Raw genomic sequence first — 15,418 nt, forward strand, 5'->3', positions numbered from 1 at the left:
GGTGCCTGGGCCCTAACTGCCGGGTGCGGCGACACCCGCTCGCGACAACCGGAAGGCGCGTCCGATGGCCGACACGCAGACCCTGACCACCGCGGCCGGCACGGGCCTCGACCCGGACCTCCGCCCCGCGATTCACCTCGACCACTGCGTGATCCACGTCTCGGACTGGGAGCGCTCCACCGCCTTCTACCGCGACGTGCTGGGCGCCGAGGTGATTCCGGTGGGGCGGGGCTTCGCCTACCGGTTCGGCGGCGTGCAGCTCAACGTCCACGGTCCCGGCCAGATCGGCGAGCCCCGGGCCGACAAGCCCGTGATGCCGGGCAACAGCGATCTCTGCTTCCGCTGGTCGGGGGGCATCGAGTCGGCGATGGCGCATCTCGCCACCCACGCCGTCCCGGTCGAGCTCGGCCCCGTCACCCGCCACGGCGCGGCGGGCGAGGGCACGAGCGTCTACTTCCGCGACCCGGACGGCTCGCTCATGGAATTCATCACCTACGCGGAGACGTGACGGGACCCGGACGTGATCGACCGCACGCGCGGGTGCGCGAGGCCCTGGCCCGCAACCAGGTCCGTCCCCATATCGTTGGTCAGCCAACCGAATTCGGAGACGACGATGACACGGACCCTTCTCGTGGCCGCTGCCGCGCTCGCGCTGACCGCAGGCGCCGCGCAGGCGCGCGGCGGCGGCTCGTCCGGCGAGGGCGACGGATACCTGCGCCAGCAGCTCCAGAACCCGGGCTACATCGAGCCGAGCCCCTACGCCTACCGCAACGGCTACCGGCCCTACGACCGGGGCGCCGAGTACGAGGCCTATCGCCGGGGCTACCCGATCTACGGCGAGTGGGGCTGGAAGTACCGCTGACCGCGCGGGCGTCGAGGCTGACCGCCTCAGCCCCGGCTCTGCGCCAGGGCTTGGTTCGTCTGCTCCAGGCGCAGGGCCAACTCGCGCATCACCGCGATGCTGATCTGCGGAAACTGCCCCAGGAGCTCCAGGAACACGCCGCGGTCGACCCGCAGGGCCGTCGTTGCGGTCTCCGCCGTCACCGTGGCGGAGCGGGGCTGGTCGGCGAGGATGCCCATCTCGCCGACGAGCGCGTTCTCGGAGAGGAGGGCCAGCCGGAACGGCCCCTGCGCGCCCTCGATCGACACGGAGGCGCTGCCCTCCAGGATCAGATAAGCCGCGTCGGCGACATCGCCCTGCGCGAAGAAGCGCTGGCCCGGCTCGAAATGCACGCGCTCGCTGGTGAAGGCGAGAAGCTTCAGCCGCGCCGGCTCGACCTCGCGGAACAGAGGCACCTGCCGTAAGGACAGGACCTCGGCGTCAAGGGTCATGGTTCTGCTCCGGGCCGGCCAGGCGTCTCGAGGGCCCCTCGGGCGGGGCGGTGCGGGCGCGTATCCATGCGGGTTGCGCGCGGCTTGTCCAGTGCCGGGGGTCGAGGGGAGCGCGCGCGGTGCCTGAGGTCCCACGAACCGATCGCCGCGACCGCGCCGTGCGCGGGGCGGCCTCGATCCTCGCCCTCGCCTTCACCCTGCTCTGCGGTCTCACGCCGGCGCAGGCACGCCTGACCCGGGCCGAGATGTCGGCCGTCGCGGTGGCTCCCCCGCCCGGCGCCCGGGCGCCGACCGACCTTGCCTTCGTCGACGCGGCGAGCGGCCGCCCGACGAGCCTCGGCGCCGCGATGGGGAACCGCCCCGCCCTGCTCCTGCCCATCGACTACACCTGCGGCAACGTCTGCGACCCGATGGTCTCACTGTCGGCCGCCGCGCTGAGGGCCACGGGGCTGCGGCCGGGCGACGACCTGCGGCTCGTCCTGGTCGGCCTCGACCCGCGGGACGGCCCCGACGCCGCCCGCGCCCTCCTCGCGCGCGACGGCACAGGCGAGGCCCTCGGCGAGGGCGTGCGGGCTCTCGTCGGCGAGCAGGGCACGATCGACCGTCTCACCGGCGCCCTCGGCTACAGCCTGACGAGCGACCGCGAGACGGACGCCATCGCCCACCCGGCCGCCGCCCTCCTCCTCGCCCCGGACGGGCGCCTCGCGCGCGTCCTCTCGCCGCTCGCGCTCATCGGGCGCGACCTGCGCCTCGCGGTGGTCGAGGCAGGCGAGAGCCGGATCGGCAACCTCGCCGATCGCTTCACCCTGCTCTGCTACGGGTTCGACGCGGCGACGGGCATGTACACGCCGCTGATCCGCCGCATCCTGACGGGGGCGGCTCTCCTCACGATCCTGGCGATCGCGGGCGGCGTGCTGATCCTCGCGCGGATGTCGCGACGAGCCGTGTAGGCGCGCCCGGTCTGTGCCGCGGTCGCTGTTCGGCCCCTCCCCGCCCTCAGGTCCGGTCCGTCCCGAGGCCGGGGCGGCTCGGGCTCGGTGGAGCCCGCTTGATGCTGGCATTCGACTGCTGCGGCGAGTCGACCGGCTCCTCGTTCGTCGCCGGGGTCTTGCTGTCCTCCGGCGCCGGCATCGGAGGCAGGGGGTGCCGGTTCGGCTCCGGCGCTGCGCCCGGTCGCGCGCCCGCCGCACCTTTCGCCATGTCGCGGTTCGTCATGTCTCGCCTTCGCGCCTCGCCCGTGGTGCCCGCTCGCGCACGCGCTCGGCTGTTCCCGAGAGGCAGGAACAGAATATCCGCGCCGCGTGGGCCTGCCCGCACAACGCATCGACTGGTTGGCGGTTGCCGCTTTCGTGACGCAGGCTGAGCAGAGGAACCATCGGTTATTGGTGAAGGTTGATCCGGGTGTGAGGCAAAGCCTGAGGAGGCGCTGATGGCATCTGGAAATTCAACCTCGAAGCGAGGTTTCGCGTCGATGGATCTCGAACGCCAGCGCGAGATCGCGAGCAAGGGCGGGCGCAGCGTCCCCGCCGAGAAGCGCTCGTTCTCGCAGGATCGCGAACTCGCCTCGTCCGCCGGCCGCAAGGGCGGCCAGTCGACCGGCACGGGCCGCGGCGGCGCGGAGTGACCGCCTGAACGGGGGTGTGGCCGGCCCTGCCGGCTTCACCCCCGCTACTCCTCCGGGAGCACGAAAAACCCCTCGCCGCGGCGAGGGGTTTTTCGTTGGGCTTCGGCTTCGGGTTGTGAGCCCGGTCGAGGCCGGCTCAGGCGATGCAGCGGCCGGGGACCATGCGCCGCGCCTCCGGCCCGACGAGAGAGCTCAGCGCGCCCTCGCAGCCGTCGCGCATGCGGCGCGGCCGGGCCGGGGTCTGCTCGCCCATCTCTGTCGCCGGCTGCTGGGAGACCGCCGGGGATGCCGGGCCCTGGCTGCCGGGACGGGGCGCCGTGGCGAACCGTACCGGGCTCAGGGCCGTGGAGACCGGCCGCATGCCGGGCAGCGGCGCGGGCGGGATGAAGGCGGCCGGCTCGGCGACCGCGGCGGGGCGCGGCGGGGGAGCCGGGGCCGCCCAGGCATCCGCGGTCTGGCGGACCATCGGTTGCACGAGCAATGTCAGGGCGACAGCCGGGCCACTCACACCGAGAATGAAGCCGGACCGAAGCATCGTGCGATCTCCGAGGGGAGCTTGACAGGATGTCGGGACAACGCGATCGGCGGGTTACTGGTTCCTTAACTGACCAGCTCTAGCTCTGAGTGAGTATTCACCCCCGCCGAGCGGGGGCATTGGGGGTGCCGTCCACCGCCGTCCACAGGGCGGGTTGTGGCGCGAAGGACGCACCATCCGGAAAAAGGGAGCGTCGCCGGAACCGGTGGGGCGTCCGCCCGTTAGCATGACACCCGGCCACCTGGTCCTCCCCGCATTCCCCTTGTGCATTGGCCGGAACCTTCGAACGGGTCGGATCCCATCCGGCCCGTTTTTTCTTGGGTACCTTCCCGACGCCTATTGTCTTCCGGTCTGTCGCCGCGACGGCGGCGGCCAAAACGAAAGCCCCGGCCGGGGGGGCCGGGGCTTGGCAGATGCGCGGAGAGTGCCCGCGTCGGGTCAGGCGGTGCGGGCTTCCCGGCGGCGGGCGCTCTGCTGGAAGAACAGCGCCTGGCTGATCACCGCCGAGACGTTCGCGGGCTGGAAGGGCTTGGCGATCAGGAAGGCCGGCTCCGGCCGCTCGCCGGTGAGGAAGCGCTCCGGATAGGCCGTGATGAAGATCACCGGCACCTCGAAGGTCTTCAGAAGGTCGTTGACGGCGTCGAGGCCCGACGACCCGTCCGCGAGCTGGATGTCGGCGAGGATCAGGCCGGGGCGCTTGTCTCCCGCGAGCTTGATCGCCTCGGTGCGGGTGCGGGCGACGCCGATCACGTTGTGGCCGAGGCCCTCGACCAGGGCCTCCAGGTCCATGGCGATCAGCGGCTCGTCCTCGATGATCAGGATCTCGGTCGCCATGTCGGCGGCGAGCTCGCGGCCCGCCTCGTCCACGAGATCGCGCACCTCGGAGACGTCGACGTCGAGGATGATGGCCGCGTCCTCCTCGGAGAATCCCTCGAGGCAGGAGAGCAGGAAGGCCTGCCGGGGCAGCGGCGTGATCTGTCCGAGCCGCACCTCGGCGGGCAGGTCGTGCTGAACCTGCTCGCTCTGGCCGTTGACCGAGAGCGAGTTCCAGATTCGGGTGAAGACGCGGAACAGGTCGGCCTTCACGTTGGCGCTTCGGCCGAGCGTCTCGGGCTCGTTCACCAGCGTCTCGAGCGTGGCGGCCACGTAAGCGTCGCCAGCGACCTGGCTGCCCGTGAGCGCGCGCGCGTAGCGGCGCAAGTAGGGCAGGTGCTGCACGACGAGTTGAGATGTCGACATTAGATCCCCTGGGCCTTGCCGTTCTTCTGGTAGCCTCCGCCCCAACGCGGCTCTCCCGACTCCGTTCCGGGAACGCGGAACCGATTGTGTGTCACGGCGTTGCTGCTGCAGCCATGACGTATGTCAAGCCGCAAAACAATCGCGGCGGCGCCGACGCTCGGCGTCAAGGGGACCTGTGAATGAAGGATGATGGTGGGACCGGTCCGAGACGGGGCCGCTTCGACGACGCGCGCCGAGAAGATATGCCGGGCGACGCGAGCAGCCCGCGGAGGGCCCGCGCCGGACTGAGCGATCAGACCCAGAGGCGCATCGGCAACCATCTGCGCGCCATGTACGACGCCGTCCTTCAGCAACCCGTACCCGACCGTTTCAGCGATCTCATCGCCCGGCTCGACACGTCGGAACCCGACAAGGCGTGAGTCGCACGGGCCCGGAGACCGGGCCTCACCGTGTCCCGATCAGCATGCCGCACGGACGAAGGCCGCCCCGCGCCGATCGGCGAGGCGGCCGTCTCGCGGCTCCCGAACGGGCGCCCGCCGCCTCACAAGGTGGTGGAGCGGCCGCGCATCAGGCCGATCACGGCCGAGATCGCGAACAGGACGATCGCCACGAAGAAGACGAGCTTGGCGGCTTCCATCGCGGTGCCGGCGATGCCGCCGAAGCCGAGGAGGGCGGCCACGAGGGCCACGACAAGAAACGTTACGGCCCATCCGAGCATTTGCGTGATCCTTCTCAAAGCGTGGTGCGGGCTGAGCCGTCACCTTCTGAAGGCAATAACGTCAAGGTTTCGGATCAGTTCCTCTCGCCTCCCACAGGTGGTTCGGAAGGTGAACGCCGGCCGCGCGTCTTCGTCCCCACGCGTCTGCGGCGCATCGCCCTCTGCTCTCGCGGCGCGCGGGTCCCGTCCCCATCTGTGGTGTCGAACCGCACGGCGGGACGCCCCCAGGTCGGAACAGGGTCGGGCGGCGCCGCGTTCGTAGACGGTTTCCGGATGCGAGCCCTGAACGTGAGCTCTGAGATGAGAGATTTCGCCGCCGCCGTCGCCAAGCGTTTCGTCGAGGCCGCCTCGGCAGCCCTCAAGGGCGCCGAGCGCCTGATCGAAGGAGCGATGCCGTCCCCGCAGCCCGTGCCGGTTCCCGTACGCGTGCGCGGACGGCGAGATCCGCGCCGGTGACCGGTGCCCCGGCGCCGGACGGACCGGGGACCTGCGAGAGCCGCCTTCGGGCGGCTTTTTCGTTGCGCGAGCCGCTGTCGGGCGGCCTTCTCTGTGCGAGAGCCGCTCTGGAGAGGCGTGACCGGTGAATGCCCGCGACGTCCAATGCCGGATGAGATCTGACCGGCGCCGCCGTCGCGTTCATCTGTCGATACCCTCGAAGTCCGTGGTCTTCCGCAATTGTCCGCCGGCGGACAATTCGCTTACCTGCAGGCGCGGCCGAGCCTGAACCCGCTCGGACTCGGCGATGCGGCCGCGACGTCCGGGAGTTTCCATGACCCTCAGCGCGCGGCTGCGCCGGTTCGCCGCTTCCGGCGGCACGCCCCGGCAGCTCATCGGCACGGCGCTCGCCGGCCTGATCCTGGGGGTCGGGGCCGTGGTCATCAGCGCGAGCCTCGCGCGCGCCACCGAGCGGAACGGGCTGCTCGGGTTCCTCGATGACCTGTTCCGGCCCGCCGCCCCCGCCCCCGTGGCCGTGCCGCCCCGGCCGCGCCGCTACGCGGCCCTGCCCGAGCCGCGCGCCCTCCCGGAGCGCCGCCTCGTGCAGGCGCCGCGCCACCGCCTGACCGACCTGCGCGGGACCAGCCCGGAGCGGCGCGCCTCGATCCGGCGCGACCGGGCCGCCGCCCAGGCGCCGGCGGGCACGCGCACGGTCTGCGTGCGCGCCTGCGACGGCTACCTCTTCCCCCTCGGCAATCTCGCCTCGCGCCGGGACCTGCCGGTCCACGAGTCGGCCTGCGCGGCGGCCTGCCCAAGCGCCGCGACGAGCCTCTACACGCTGGCCCCCGGCGAGACCGACCTCGACCGGGCCGTGAGCCTCAAGGGCCAGCCCTATCTCGGGGCGGCCTTCGCGAACGTCTACCGCCGGCGGCGCGTGGCCGATTGCAGCTGCCAGCCCGCGGGCGGGGCAGCGCCTTTCCCCATCGCGCAGGACGGGACCCTGCGCCGGGGGGACGTGGTGGCACTGCGCAGCACGGTCGGCGTGGTGAGTCAGGCCCGCTCCGGCAGCCTCGAACTCGTCGACTTCCGGCACGCGCGCAACCTCTCCGCCGCCCGCACGCGCACGATCGAGGACCGGGTCGGCGTGCTCCGCCGAGAGGCGGAGGCCCGCGCCTTCCGCCGGGCGATGCGGGCGGCCGACCGGGCCGGCATCGTGCGCGTCGCGGCGGCCGGCGGGGGTTTCGCCCCGGTCCTGCCGGCCGAGACGGCGCGCGGGGGCTTCGGCCCTGTCCGGGTGGTCGTCCCCGCTCCCTACGGGCACTGAGAGCGCCGCCGGTCTCGCGGGCGGCGCGTTGTCGGTGGGCGCGCGATGTCGTAGGCCGGCCCGGACAGGCGGTCCCGGCTGAGCGGGCCGCCGGACGCCGAGACCGGGTTCCGATCCATGAACCAGACGAATGGCGGGCCCGAGGCCGAGCCGGCCTTCGAGGCGGCCGCGCCCGCGCCGGGCACGATCGAGGCGCTGACGCCGCTGGTCCGCCGCCGCATCGCCCCGAACGGCGGCCCGTTCACCGCGAGCGGCACCTGCACCTACGTCGTCGGGCGCGGCCGCGTCGCGGTGATCGACCCGGGCCCCGAGGATGCCGGGCACGTCTCGGCGCTCCTGGCCGATCTCGACGGCGAGAGCGTCGAGGCGATCGTGGTGACCCACACCCACCGCGACCACTCGCCGGGCGCGCGCCTCCTCGCGGCGCGGACGGGGGCGCCGATCGTCGGCTGCGGGCCGCACCGGGCGGCCCGCTCCCTCGCCGAGGGCGAGCTTCCGATGCTCGATGCCAGCGCCGATAAAATCCATCGGCCGGACCGGCGGCTCGCCGAGGGCGAGACGGTCTCGGGCCCCGGTTGGACGCTCGTCGCCGTCGAGACCCCCGGCCACACCATGAACCACCTCGCCTTCGCCCTGCCCGAGGAGCAGGCCCTGTTCTCCGGCGACCACGTCATGGCGTGGTCGACGAGCATCGTGGCGCCGCCGGACGGCTCGATGCGGGCCTACATGGAGTCCCTCGACAAGCTGCGCGAGCGCTCCGAGCGGATCTACTGGCCGGGGCACGGCGGCCCCGTGCGCGATCCGCGCCGCTTCGTGCGCGGGCTCGCCGCCCACCGTCGCCAGCGCGAGACCGCGATCCGCGCCCGCGTGGCGGCGGGCGAGGCCGATATCCGCGCCATCGTTGAGGCCATCTACCAGGGGCTCAACCCGGCGCTGATCGGCGCGGCGGCCCTCTCGGTCTACGCGCACCTGGAGGATCTGGTGGAGCGCGGCCTCGTCCTCACCGACGGGCCTGCCCGGCTCGACGGGCGCTACCGGGCTGGCGCCGGGATCTGACCGGGCGCCGCCGCGGACGGGCCGGGGCTCACTTCACCGCGATGGCGAGGTTGGCGACCTCGTCGAGGTAGGCCCGGATCCGGTCGGCGTTGACGCCGAAATCGCGGCCGGCGAGCCGCGAGGCCGAGCGCACGTCGATGCGGGCCCCGTCCGCGCGGGGGTGCACCCGCACGGTGACATCGTCGGGGAGGTTGAGGACGAGCCCGCGGGAGATCGCCTCGATGCGCCCGTTGCCGATGCGGCCGCCCGGCCGGATCGCCTCGACGATCTGCCAGCGCCGGTTGAGCGCCGCCTTGCGGGCGAGCTCGAAGGCCTGGTCGGCGTCGATGTCGAGGGTGAGCGGCGCGATCTGCGGGTAGGCGGCGCGCTGCCGGTCCCGGGCGGCCGGCCCCGGGTCCGGCGGGTAGCGCCCGCCGCGGGCCGCGAAGGCGACCCGCGAGCGCGAGAAGGCGGGCGGGTTCTCGATGTCGGTGGTCACGTCGTTGATCGCCGGCAGGCGCAGGCCCCGCAGCGCCGCGTAGGCCGGGTAGGCGAGGACCAGCGCGGCCAGGAACAGGCCGCCCATCGCCGCGCCGAGCCCGCGCGCGCCCTCCCGCCAGACCCGCAGAAAGGCGTAGAGAGCGAGGAGAATCGCGAGGAGCGCGAGCGCGAGCCCGCCGCCGAGGGTCGCCAGCGCCGGTACCGTCTCGGCCCGCGGGTCGCGCACCACCAGGAGCCCGATCCCCGTGACGAGGAGCGCGAGCCACGCCACCTGCCGCGACAGGCCGCCGGCGCGGGTGACGGGTTCCTCGATGAGCAGGCGGCGCATGCTGGCGGGTTCGCTGTCCGAGGCGGGCTGGCGTGGGATGGGCCGCGGGGGCGCGGCGCCCGAGCTTTACAGCCCGGCCCGCCCCGGCGCCACCCGCCTCGCCGGCTGCAACCGATGCGGGCAATGCCGCCGCAGGTCCCGAGCGAGGCCCGGCCCGCGCCACCGCGAACGGGTACGCGCCCAACCTCCCACAGTTGTCTCGCGCCGACCCGCTGCCGAGCGGTCGCGGGTCTGCTATAGGCAGGCCACGATGTCGCGTCCGCACGCCAAGGAAGATCCCGGCCCGGAGCCGGTCGACCCGCTCCGGGTCTGGTTCCGGTTCATCCGCCTGAACCGGCGGGTCACGGCCGCGGTCGGCGCGGAGCTGCGCGAGATCGGGCTCTCGATCCCGCAATTCGACGTGCTCTCGACCCTGACCGAGCGCGAGGGCCTGACCCAGCAGGAGCTGGCCGCCCGCCTCTACGTCACGAAGGGCAACGTCTCGGGCCTGATCGACCGGCTGGTCGAGGCGGGCCTCGTGGAGCGGCGAGCGATCCCCGGCGACCGGCGCTCGCACGCGCTCCACCTCACGCCGGCCGGCAGCGCCCTCGCCTCCCGAGGCATCGAGGCGCAGGAAGCCTACGTGGCCCGGACCCTCGGGCGCCTCGCGCCGGCGGACATCGCCGCCTTCGAGCGGCTGGTGCTCGAATGGCGCGACCTCGCCCGCGCGGACGCGACCGACCGGTCCTGAGCGCGCGCCGGAACCGCGGCCCCGGCGCGCCGGGCGCCATTCCCGTGCGCGGCCCGGAGCGGTATCGTCGCTCCCGTCCCGCGGAGCCGGACGCGGGGCGGCCGGGCCGGCAGCGTGGCAGGAGGATTGCTTCGCCGCCGCTCTTCAGGGCCGGCACGGGGCGGGTATGGACCTCAACACGGTGGAGGCCGTTCTCAGGCCGCGGGGGCGGGCGGATCTGCCCCGGTGGCGGCCGGGCGACGCCTGGCTCGCGGGCGGGACCTGGCTCTTCTCCGAGCCGCAGGCCGGACTGAGCCGCCTCGTCGACCTCACGGGCCTCGGCTGGCGGGACGTCGAGATCTCGGAAGAGGGTCTGTCGCTCGCCGCGACCTGCACCATCGCGGCGCTCGACCGGCTCGACCTGTCCCCCGACTGGGTCGCCGCGCCTCTCGTCGGGCAGTGCTGCCGCGCGCTGCTCGGCTCGTTCAAGATCCGGACCATGGCGACCGTGGGCGGCAACCTCTGCATGGCCCTGCCGGCGGGGCCGATGATCGCGCTCGCGGCCGCGCTCGACGGGTCCTGCCTGATCTGGACGCCGGAGGGCGGCGAGCGGAGCCTTTCCACCCTCGCCCTCGTGCGGGGGCCGCAGGAGACCGCCCTCGGACCGGGCGAGGTCCTGCGCCGGATCGACCTGCCGGCCGCAGCCCTGCGCCGCCGCACCGCCTTCCGCCGGATCTCGCTCAGCCCGAACGGCCGCTCGGCCGCCCTCCTGATCGGGACCCTCGATCCGGGCGGCGCCTTCGCGCTCACCGTGACCGCCTCGGTCCGGCGGCCGGTGCGGCTCGATCTCGGTGCGCTTCCCGGCGAGGCCGAGCTGCTCGGCGCGCTGGCGGCCGCGATTCCGCCCGGCCTCTGGTACGACGACGTCCACGGCGCGCCCGACTGGCGCGCCCACGTCACCCGGCTCCTCGCCGAGGAGATCCGGGTGGAACTCGGCGGGGCCCTCCGATGAGGCTGACCGTCAACGGGACGCCGCAGCAGGCCGAGCCGCGCCCCGGGCAGTGCCTGCGCACCCTCCTGCGCGATCTCGGCTGGTACGGCGTCAAGAAGGGCTGCGACGCGGGCGATTGCGGCGCCTGCACGGTCCATCTCGACGGCGAGCCGGTCCATGCCTGCCTGCTGCCGGCCTTCCGTGCCGAGGGCCGGCAGGTCACCACCGTCGAGGGCCTCGCCGGCCCGTGCGCGCCGGACGGGCAGGTGCCGGACGAGCTTCACCCGATGCAGGCGGCCTTCCTCGCCGCGCAGGGCTTCCAGTGCGGGTTCTGCACCCCCGGCATGGTGATGACGGCCGCCGCCCTCGACCAGGGCCGGCGCCGGGACCTCGACGACGCCCTCAAGGGCAATCTCTGCCGCTGCACCGGCTACCGGGCCATCCGCGACGCCGTCGCGGGCCTCGGCGATGCCGAGCCGGACCCGGAGGGCGACCCGGTCGGGCGCTGCCTGCCCGCGCCGGCGGGCCCGGCGGTCGTGACGGGCCGGGCGGCCTTCACCTTCGACCTGCCGGTATCGGGCCTCCTGCACCTCAAGGTTCTGCGTTCGCCCCACGCGCACGCGCGCATCCGCGCCATCGACGCCGCCGCGGCGCTCGCGCTGCCGGGCGTCGTCGCGGTGCTCACGCACGCCGACGCGCCGGCAGCCCGCTTCTCCACGGGCCGGCACGAGAACCCGGCCGACGACGCGCCCGATACGCGCCTCCTCGACGACGTCGTGCGCTTCGTCGGCCAGCGCGTCGCGGCGGTCGTGGCCGAGAGCGAGGCCGCGGCCGAGGCCGGCTGCCGGGCGCTCGCCGTGACCTACGAGCCGCTCCCCGCGGTGCTCGACCCGGAGGCGGCGCTCCGCCCCGGCGCGCCCCTGGTCCATGCCGATCCCGAGGCGCCCGGCGAGGACGCGCCCCCGCGCCGCGCACACCCGAACCTCGCGGCGGAGGCGCACGGGCACCTCGGCGACGTCGAGTCGGGCTTTGCGGAGGCCGACGCGGTGCACGAGGAGACCTACGTCTCGCAGCGCGTCCAGCACGCGCATCTGGAGACGCACGGCGCCGTCGGCTGGCTCGACGAGGCCGGGCGCCTGACGATCCGCTCCTCGACGCAGGTGCCCTTCCTGACCCGCGACGCGCTCTGCACGCTGTTCGGGCTGGGGCGGGACCGGGTCCGGGTCCTGTGCGGGCGGGTCGGCGGCGGCTTCGGCGGCAAGCAGGAGATGCTCACCGAGGATCTGGTGGCGCTGGCCGTCCTGCGCACCGGGCGGCCGGTGAAATGGGAGCTGACGCGCCGGGAGCAGTTCGTCGGCACCACCACGCGGCACCCGATGCGCGTGCGGGTGAAGCTCGGGGCGCGGCGGGACGGCCGGCTCACGGCCATCGCGCTGCACGTCGTCACGAACACGGGCGCCTACGGCAACCACGCGGGCGGGGTGCTCCACCACGGCTGCAACGAGGTGATCGGGGTCTACCGCTGCCCGAACAAGCGCGTCGACGGGTATGCCGCCTACACCCACACCCTGCCGGGCGGCGCCTTCCGCGGCTACGGGCTCAGCCAGACCATCTTCGCCGTGGAATCGGCGATGGACGAGCTCGCCCGCCGCCTCGGGCTCGACCCGTTCGAGATGCGCCGCCGCAACGTGGTGCGGCCGGGCGACCCGATGGTCTCAACGAGCCTCGAGCCGCACGACGTGATCTACGGCAGCTACGGGCTCGACCAGTGCCTCGACCTCGCGGAGGCGGCGCTGGCCGGGCCCGGCGGCGAGCAGGCGCCGGAGGGCTGGCTCGTCGGCGAGGGCATGGCGCTCGCGATGATCGACACGATCCCGCCGCGCGGCCACGTCGCCGACGCCCGCATCCGGCTCGAACCCGGGGGCCGCTACGCGCTCGACGTCGGCACGGCCGAGTTCGGCAACGGCACCGCGACCGTCCACGCCCAGCTCGCCGCCCACGCCCTCGGCACGCGGCCGGGCCGGATCGTGCTGCGGCAGGCCGACACCGACGCGGTCGGCCACGACACCGGCGCCTATGGCAGCACCGGCACGGTGGTGGCCGGGCAGGCCACCCTCAAGGCGGCGGCCGCGCTCGCCCGGCGCATCCGGGAGGCGGCGGCCGCCCGCGCCGGGGTCGCGCCGGATGCCTGCCGCCTCGGCCCCGACGCCGTCACCTGGAAGGGCGGTGAAATCCCGCTGGCGGATCTCGCCGCCGTGGAATTGGAGGCGGTCGGGCGGGCGGACGGCTCGCCGCGCTCGGTCGCCTTCAACGTCCAGGGCTTCCGCGTCGCCGTGCACCCGACCCGCGGCGAGGTGCGGATCCTGCGCAGCGTCCAGGCGGCCGACGCGGGCCGCGTCATCAACCCGATGCAGTGCCGCGGCCAGATCGAGGGCGGGGTCGCGCAGGCGATCGGCGCGGCCCTCTACGAGGCCATGCGCATCGGTCCGGACGGGCGCGTCGCGACGGATGCCTTCCGCAGCTACCACATTCCGGCCATCGCCGACGTGCCACGCACCGAGGTGCTGTTCGCCGAAACGCACGACGCGGTGGGTCCGCTCGGCGCGAAATCGATGAGCGAGGCGCCGTTCAACCCGGTCGCGCCGGCCCTCGCCAACGCGATCCGCGACGCCACCGGTGCGCGGCTGACCGCGCCGCCCTTCGCGCCGGACCGCATCTTCCGGAGCGTGATGGCCGCCCTCGCCCGGGATGCGGCGGGCGGCGGCCCGTGCCAGGATGCGGGCCCTGCCTCGCCGCCCGCCGCGCTGATGCCCGAGACGAATCCGCGAGGGACTCGATGACCCGATCCGCGCCGCTCAACCGCTTCTCCGTCGCGCCGCTCGCCGCGATGACGCGCCGCCTCGCCGACGTCGCCGCGGGACGCGCCGATCCCGACCTCGTGATCGCGGGGGCGCGGGTGCTCTCCACCTATTCCGAGCGGATCCTGCGCGACCGAGAGGTCTGGATCGCGGGCGGGCGCATCGCCGCGGTCAGGCCGGCGGGCAGCCATCGCGGCGGGGCGGCGCGCTACGACGCGGGCGGCGGGCTGATCGCGCCCGGCCTCGTCGACCCGCACCTGCACATCGAGAGCAGCATGGTCACGGCCTGCGCCTACGCCGAGGCCGCGCTCCTCAACGGCACCACGACGATCTTCTGCGACAGCCACGAGATCGGGAACGTCCTCGACGCGCAGGGCGTCGCCTGGATGCTGGAGGATGCCCGCGAGGCGCCGCTCAACATCTATCTCACGGTGCCGAGCACGGTGCCAGCCACCTCGCCGGACATCGAGACGGCGGGCGGCGACCTGACCCCCGAGAAGATCGCCGCCCTGTTCGACGCCTGGCCGGAGGCGCTCGCGCTCGGCGAGAAGATGGACTTCGTGGCGGTGGCCGAGGGCGACGCGCGTGCCCACGCCATCATCGCGACGGCCCTGGAGCGCGGCCGGCCGGTCTCGGGGCACATCTACGGGCGGGATTTCGTGGCCCCCTACGCCGCGAGCGGCGTCACCGACACGCACGAGGCGACAGACCCGGACATCGCCGACGACCTCCTGGAAGCCGGCGTCTGGATCTTCCTGCGCGGCGGCCCACCGACGACGCCCTGGCACAGCCTGCCCCGGGCGATCGGCGCGGTGACCGAGTACGGCGCCGCCTGGAAGCGGGTCTGCGCCTGCACGGACGACCGGGACGCCGACGACCTCCTCGCCTTCGGCCTCGACTGGGTGGTGCGCGAGGCGGTGCGCAACGGCATCCCGAAGCCCGCCGCATGGGCGATGGGCTCGCTCCACCCGGCGACGCGCTTCGGCCTCGACGGGGAGATCGGTGGCCTCGGCGGCGGGCGCCGGGCCGACCTCGTGCTCCTCGACGACGACCTCACCCCGCGCTCGACCTGGTACGGCGGCGAGCTCGTGGTCGAGGACAGGCGCGCGACGCCGGTGCTGGAGGCGGCTCTCTCCCGCCCCTACCGCTACCCGGCGGCGGCCTACGCCACCGTCCACCTGCCGGCCCCTCTCCCCTCGCTCCTGCCCGCGCTGCCGGCGGCCCCCTGCACGGTCAACGCCATCCGCACCACCCTGCCGGGAATCGAGCTCGTCCACGAGCGGGTCTCCCTGCAGCCCGGGGCCGACTGGCCGGGCACGCTCGCCGCCCACGACCTCTGCCACGTCGCCGTGGTGGAGCGGCACGGGCTCGGCGGGCGGGTCGGGCACGGGCTCCTCAGCGCCTTCGGCCTGACGCGCGGCGCGGTGGCGAGCAGCGTCGGGCACGACGCGCACAACCTCGTCGTCGCCGGCCTGAACGAAGCCGACATGCGCGTCGCCGTGGAGGTGCTCGCCCGCGAGCAGGGCGGCGTCTGCGTGGTCGAGGACGGCGCCGTCGTCGCGATGGTGCCGTTGCCGGTGGCCGGCCTTCTCTCGGACAAGCGCGTCGGCGCCGTCGCCGCCGAGATGCGCACCCTGAAGGAGGCCTGGGCGCGGGCGGGCTGCGCCATCCCCTATATGGGCTTCAACCTGATCCCGCTCTCGGTGATCCCGCGGATACGCCTGACCGACATGGGGCTGATCCTGGTGCCGGAGATGCGGCAGATCCCGCTGTTCGAGGCGTGAGCGCC

At 74.1% G+C, this 15,418-nt stretch carries 18 protein-coding genes; 12 read left to right on the plus strand and 6 right to left on the minus strand.

Going from position 1 to position 15,418, the window contains the following annotated elements; translation table 11 throughout:
* The first annotated feature begins 64 nt into the window (after positions 1–64).
* Both MOX02_RS19300 and MOX02_RS19305 read left to right on the plus strand, forming a co-directional pair.
* Positions 65–508, plus strand: coding sequence for a VOC family protein (locus tag MOX02_RS19300; RefSeq protein ID WP_147027421.1), 444 nt, complete (start codon positions 65–67; stop codon positions 506–508).
* A 105-nt stretch (positions 509–613) separates the two neighbouring features.
* A complete protein-coding gene (locus MOX02_RS19305; protein WP_147027422.1) occupies positions 614–862 on the plus strand; it encodes a hypothetical protein in 249 nt (82 codons plus the stop codon).
* A gap of 26 nt (positions 863–888) precedes the next feature.
* Here the strand turns inward: MOX02_RS19305 and MOX02_RS19310 are convergent, their stop codons facing one another.
* Positions 889–1,332 carry a Crp/Fnr family transcriptional regulator gene (locus MOX02_RS19310; RefSeq protein WP_147027423.1) on the minus strand — a complete coding sequence of 148 codons (444 nt, stop codon included), beginning with the start codon at positions 1,330–1,332 and terminating at the stop codon, positions 889–891.
* A 119-nt stretch (positions 1,333–1,451) separates the two neighbouring features.
* Between MOX02_RS19310 and MOX02_RS19315 the strand changes: the two genes are divergently transcribed.
* Positions 1,452–2,282 carry an SCO family protein gene (locus tag MOX02_RS19315; protein WP_238179253.1) on the plus strand — a complete coding sequence of 277 codons (831 nt, stop codon included), beginning with the start codon at positions 1,452–1,454 and terminating at the stop codon, positions 2,280–2,282.
* Between the two features lie 46 nt (positions 2,283–2,328).
* Here the strand turns inward: MOX02_RS19315 and MOX02_RS19320 are convergent, their stop codons facing one another.
* The gene (locus MOX02_RS19320; RefSeq protein WP_147027424.1) at positions 2,329–2,547 is read right to left on the minus strand and encodes a hypothetical protein; all 219 of its coding nucleotides are present in this window, start codon (positions 2,545–2,547) and stop codon (positions 2,329–2,331) included.
* A 214-nt stretch (positions 2,548–2,761) separates the two neighbouring features.
* Between MOX02_RS19320 and MOX02_RS19325 the strand changes: the two genes are divergently transcribed.
* Positions 2,762–2,956: a con-10 family general stress protein gene (locus tag MOX02_RS19325; RefSeq protein WP_147027425.1), complete on the plus strand. Its 195-nt coding sequence runs from the start codon at positions 2,762–2,764 to the stop codon at positions 2,954–2,956.
* 136 nt (positions 2,957–3,092) lie between these two features.
* On the opposite strand, the gene MOX02_RS19330 is transcribed toward MOX02_RS19325, so the two are convergent.
* Together MOX02_RS19330 and MOX02_RS19335 are read right to left on the minus strand one after the other, a co-directional pair.
* The gene (locus MOX02_RS19330; RefSeq protein ID WP_238179257.1) at positions 3,093–3,422 is read right to left on the minus strand and encodes a hypothetical protein; all 330 of its coding nucleotides are present in this window, start codon (positions 3,420–3,422) and stop codon (positions 3,093–3,095) included.
* A gap of 507 nt (positions 3,423–3,929) precedes the next feature.
* The gene (locus MOX02_RS19335; protein ID WP_109895677.1) at positions 3,930–4,730 is read right to left on the minus strand and encodes a response regulator; all 801 of its coding nucleotides are present in this window, start codon (positions 4,728–4,730) and stop codon (positions 3,930–3,932) included.
* Positions 4,731–4,972: 242 nt separating this feature from the next.
* On the opposite strand from MOX02_RS19335, the gene MOX02_RS19340 reads away from it, so the two are divergent.
* Positions 4,973–5,149 (plus strand): NepR family anti-sigma factor, encoded by a 177-nt coding sequence (locus MOX02_RS19340; protein ID WP_147027427.1) that lies wholly within the window; start codon positions 4,973–4,975, stop codon positions 5,147–5,149.
* Positions 5,150–5,271: 122 nt separating this feature from the next.
* Here the strand turns inward: MOX02_RS19340 and MOX02_RS19345 are convergent, their stop codons facing one another.
* The gene (locus MOX02_RS19345) at positions 5,272–5,448 is read right to left on the minus strand and encodes a DUF1328 domain-containing protein (protein WP_012454900.1); all 177 of its coding nucleotides are present in this window, start codon (positions 5,446–5,448) and stop codon (positions 5,272–5,274) included.
* A gap of 300 nt (positions 5,449–5,748) precedes the next feature.
* Here MOX02_RS19345 and MOX02_RS31365 point away from each other — a divergent pair, with 300 nt between their 5' ends.
* The 3 genes from MOX02_RS31365 to MOX02_RS19355 all read left to right on the plus strand — a co-directional run bounded on the left by MOX02_RS31365 (position 5,749) and on the right by MOX02_RS19355 (position 8,263).
* Positions 5,749–5,904, plus strand: a complete 156-nt coding sequence (locus tag MOX02_RS31365; RefSeq protein ID WP_170267927.1) for a hypothetical protein — start codon at positions 5,749–5,751, stop codon at positions 5,902–5,904.
* A 313-nt stretch (positions 5,905–6,217) separates the two neighbouring features.
* Entirely contained in the window at positions 6,218–7,207 is a 990-nt protein-coding gene (locus MOX02_RS19350) for a DUF2865 domain-containing protein (protein ID WP_147027428.1), read from the plus strand.
* Between the two features lie 117 nt (positions 7,208–7,324).
* A complete protein-coding gene (locus MOX02_RS19355; protein WP_147027429.1) occupies positions 7,325–8,263 on the plus strand; it encodes an MBL fold metallo-hydrolase in 939 nt (312 codons plus the stop codon).
* A gap of 28 nt (positions 8,264–8,291) precedes the next feature.
* Here the strand turns inward: MOX02_RS19355 and MOX02_RS19360 are convergent, their stop codons facing one another.
* Positions 8,292–9,071, minus strand: a complete 780-nt coding sequence (locus tag MOX02_RS19360) for a DUF1499 domain-containing protein (protein WP_147027430.1) — start codon at positions 9,069–9,071, stop codon at positions 8,292–8,294.
* Between the two features lie 250 nt (positions 9,072–9,321).
* On the opposite strand from MOX02_RS19360, the gene MOX02_RS19365 reads away from it, so the two are divergent.
* The 4 genes from MOX02_RS19365 to MOX02_RS19380 all read left to right on the plus strand — a co-directional run bounded on the left by MOX02_RS19365 (position 9,322) and on the right by MOX02_RS19380 (position 15,413).
* Complete coding sequence (locus MOX02_RS19365; protein ID WP_147027431.1) at positions 9,322–9,801, plus strand: MarR family winged helix-turn-helix transcriptional regulator; 480 nt, start codon at positions 9,322–9,324, stop codon at positions 9,799–9,801.
* A gap of 166 nt (positions 9,802–9,967) precedes the next feature.
* On the plus strand, positions 9,968–10,792 hold the full coding sequence (locus tag MOX02_RS19370) for an FAD binding domain-containing protein (protein ID WP_147027432.1): 825 nt from the start codon (positions 9,968–9,970) through the stop codon (positions 10,790–10,792).
* Entirely contained in the window at positions 10,789–13,611 is a 2,823-nt protein-coding gene (locus MOX02_RS19375) for a molybdopterin-dependent oxidoreductase (RefSeq protein ID WP_147027433.1), read from the plus strand. The genes MOX02_RS19370 and MOX02_RS19375 overlap by 4 nt, the downstream gene beginning before the upstream one ends.
* A complete protein-coding gene (locus MOX02_RS19380; RefSeq protein WP_147027434.1) occupies positions 13,608–15,413 on the plus strand; it encodes an adenine deaminase C-terminal domain-containing protein in 1,806 nt (601 codons plus the stop codon). Before MOX02_RS19375 ends, MOX02_RS19380 begins: the two co-directional genes overlap by 4 nt.
* Positions 15,414–15,418 lie beyond the last annotated feature (5 nt).

This window comes from Methylobacterium oxalidis, from assembly GCF_007992195.1.
GTDB classification, from domain to species: Bacteria; Pseudomonadota; Alphaproteobacteria; order Rhizobiales; family Beijerinckiaceae; genus Methylobacterium; species Methylobacterium oxalidis.

Excerpts from the sequence above, each read along its gene's own strand:
- MOX02_RS19300 (WP_147027421.1), top strand. The coding sequence starts at position 65 with ATGGCCGACACGCAGACCCTGACCACCGCGGCCGGCACGGGCCTCGAC.
- MOX02_RS19305 (WP_147027422.1), top strand. The coding sequence starts at position 614 with ATGACACGGACCCTTCTCGTGGCCGCTGCCGCGCTCGCGCTGACCGCA.
- MOX02_RS19310 (WP_147027423.1), bottom strand. The coding sequence starts at position 1,332 with ATGACCCTTGACGCCGAGGTCCTGTCCTTACGGCAGGTGCCTCTGTTC.
- MOX02_RS19320 (WP_147027424.1), bottom strand. The coding sequence starts at position 2,547 with ATGACGAACCGCGACATGGCGAAAGGTGCGGCGGGCGCGCGACCGGGC.
- MOX02_RS19325 (WP_147027425.1), top strand. The coding sequence starts at position 2,762 with ATGGCATCTGGAAATTCAACCTCGAAGCGAGGTTTCGCGTCGATGGAT.
- MOX02_RS19330 (WP_238179257.1), bottom strand. The coding sequence starts at position 3,422 with ATGGTCCGCCAGACCGCGGATGCCTGGGCGGCCCCGGCTCCCCCGCCG.
- MOX02_RS19335 (WP_109895677.1), bottom strand. The coding sequence starts at position 4,730 with ATGTCGACATCTCAACTCGTCGTGCAGCACCTGCCCTACTTGCGCCGC.
- MOX02_RS19340 (WP_147027427.1), top strand. The coding sequence starts at position 4,973 with ATGCCGGGCGACGCGAGCAGCCCGCGGAGGGCCCGCGCCGGACTGAGC.
- MOX02_RS19345 (WP_012454900.1), bottom strand. The coding sequence starts at position 5,448 with ATGCTCGGATGGGCCGTAACGTTTCTTGTCGTGGCCCTCGTGGCCGCC.
- MOX02_RS31365 (WP_170267927.1), top strand. The coding sequence starts at position 5,749 with ATGAGAGATTTCGCCGCCGCCGTCGCCAAGCGTTTCGTCGAGGCCGCC.
- MOX02_RS19350 (WP_147027428.1), top strand. The coding sequence starts at position 6,218 with ATGACCCTCAGCGCGCGGCTGCGCCGGTTCGCCGCTTCCGGCGGCACG.
- MOX02_RS19355 (WP_147027429.1), top strand. The coding sequence starts at position 7,325 with ATGAACCAGACGAATGGCGGGCCCGAGGCCGAGCCGGCCTTCGAGGCG.
- MOX02_RS19360 (WP_147027430.1), bottom strand. The coding sequence starts at position 9,071 with ATGCGCCGCCTGCTCATCGAGGAACCCGTCACCCGCGCCGGCGGCCTG.
- MOX02_RS19365 (WP_147027431.1), top strand. The coding sequence starts at position 9,322 with ATGTCGCGTCCGCACGCCAAGGAAGATCCCGGCCCGGAGCCGGTCGAC.
- MOX02_RS19370 (WP_147027432.1), top strand. The coding sequence starts at position 9,968 with ATGGACCTCAACACGGTGGAGGCCGTTCTCAGGCCGCGGGGGCGGGCG.
- MOX02_RS19375 (WP_147027433.1), top strand. The coding sequence starts at position 10,789 with ATGAGGCTGACCGTCAACGGGACGCCGCAGCAGGCCGAGCCGCGCCCC.
- MOX02_RS19380 (WP_147027434.1), top strand. The coding sequence starts at position 13,608 with ATGACCCGATCCGCGCCGCTCAACCGCTTCTCCGTCGCGCCGCTCGCC.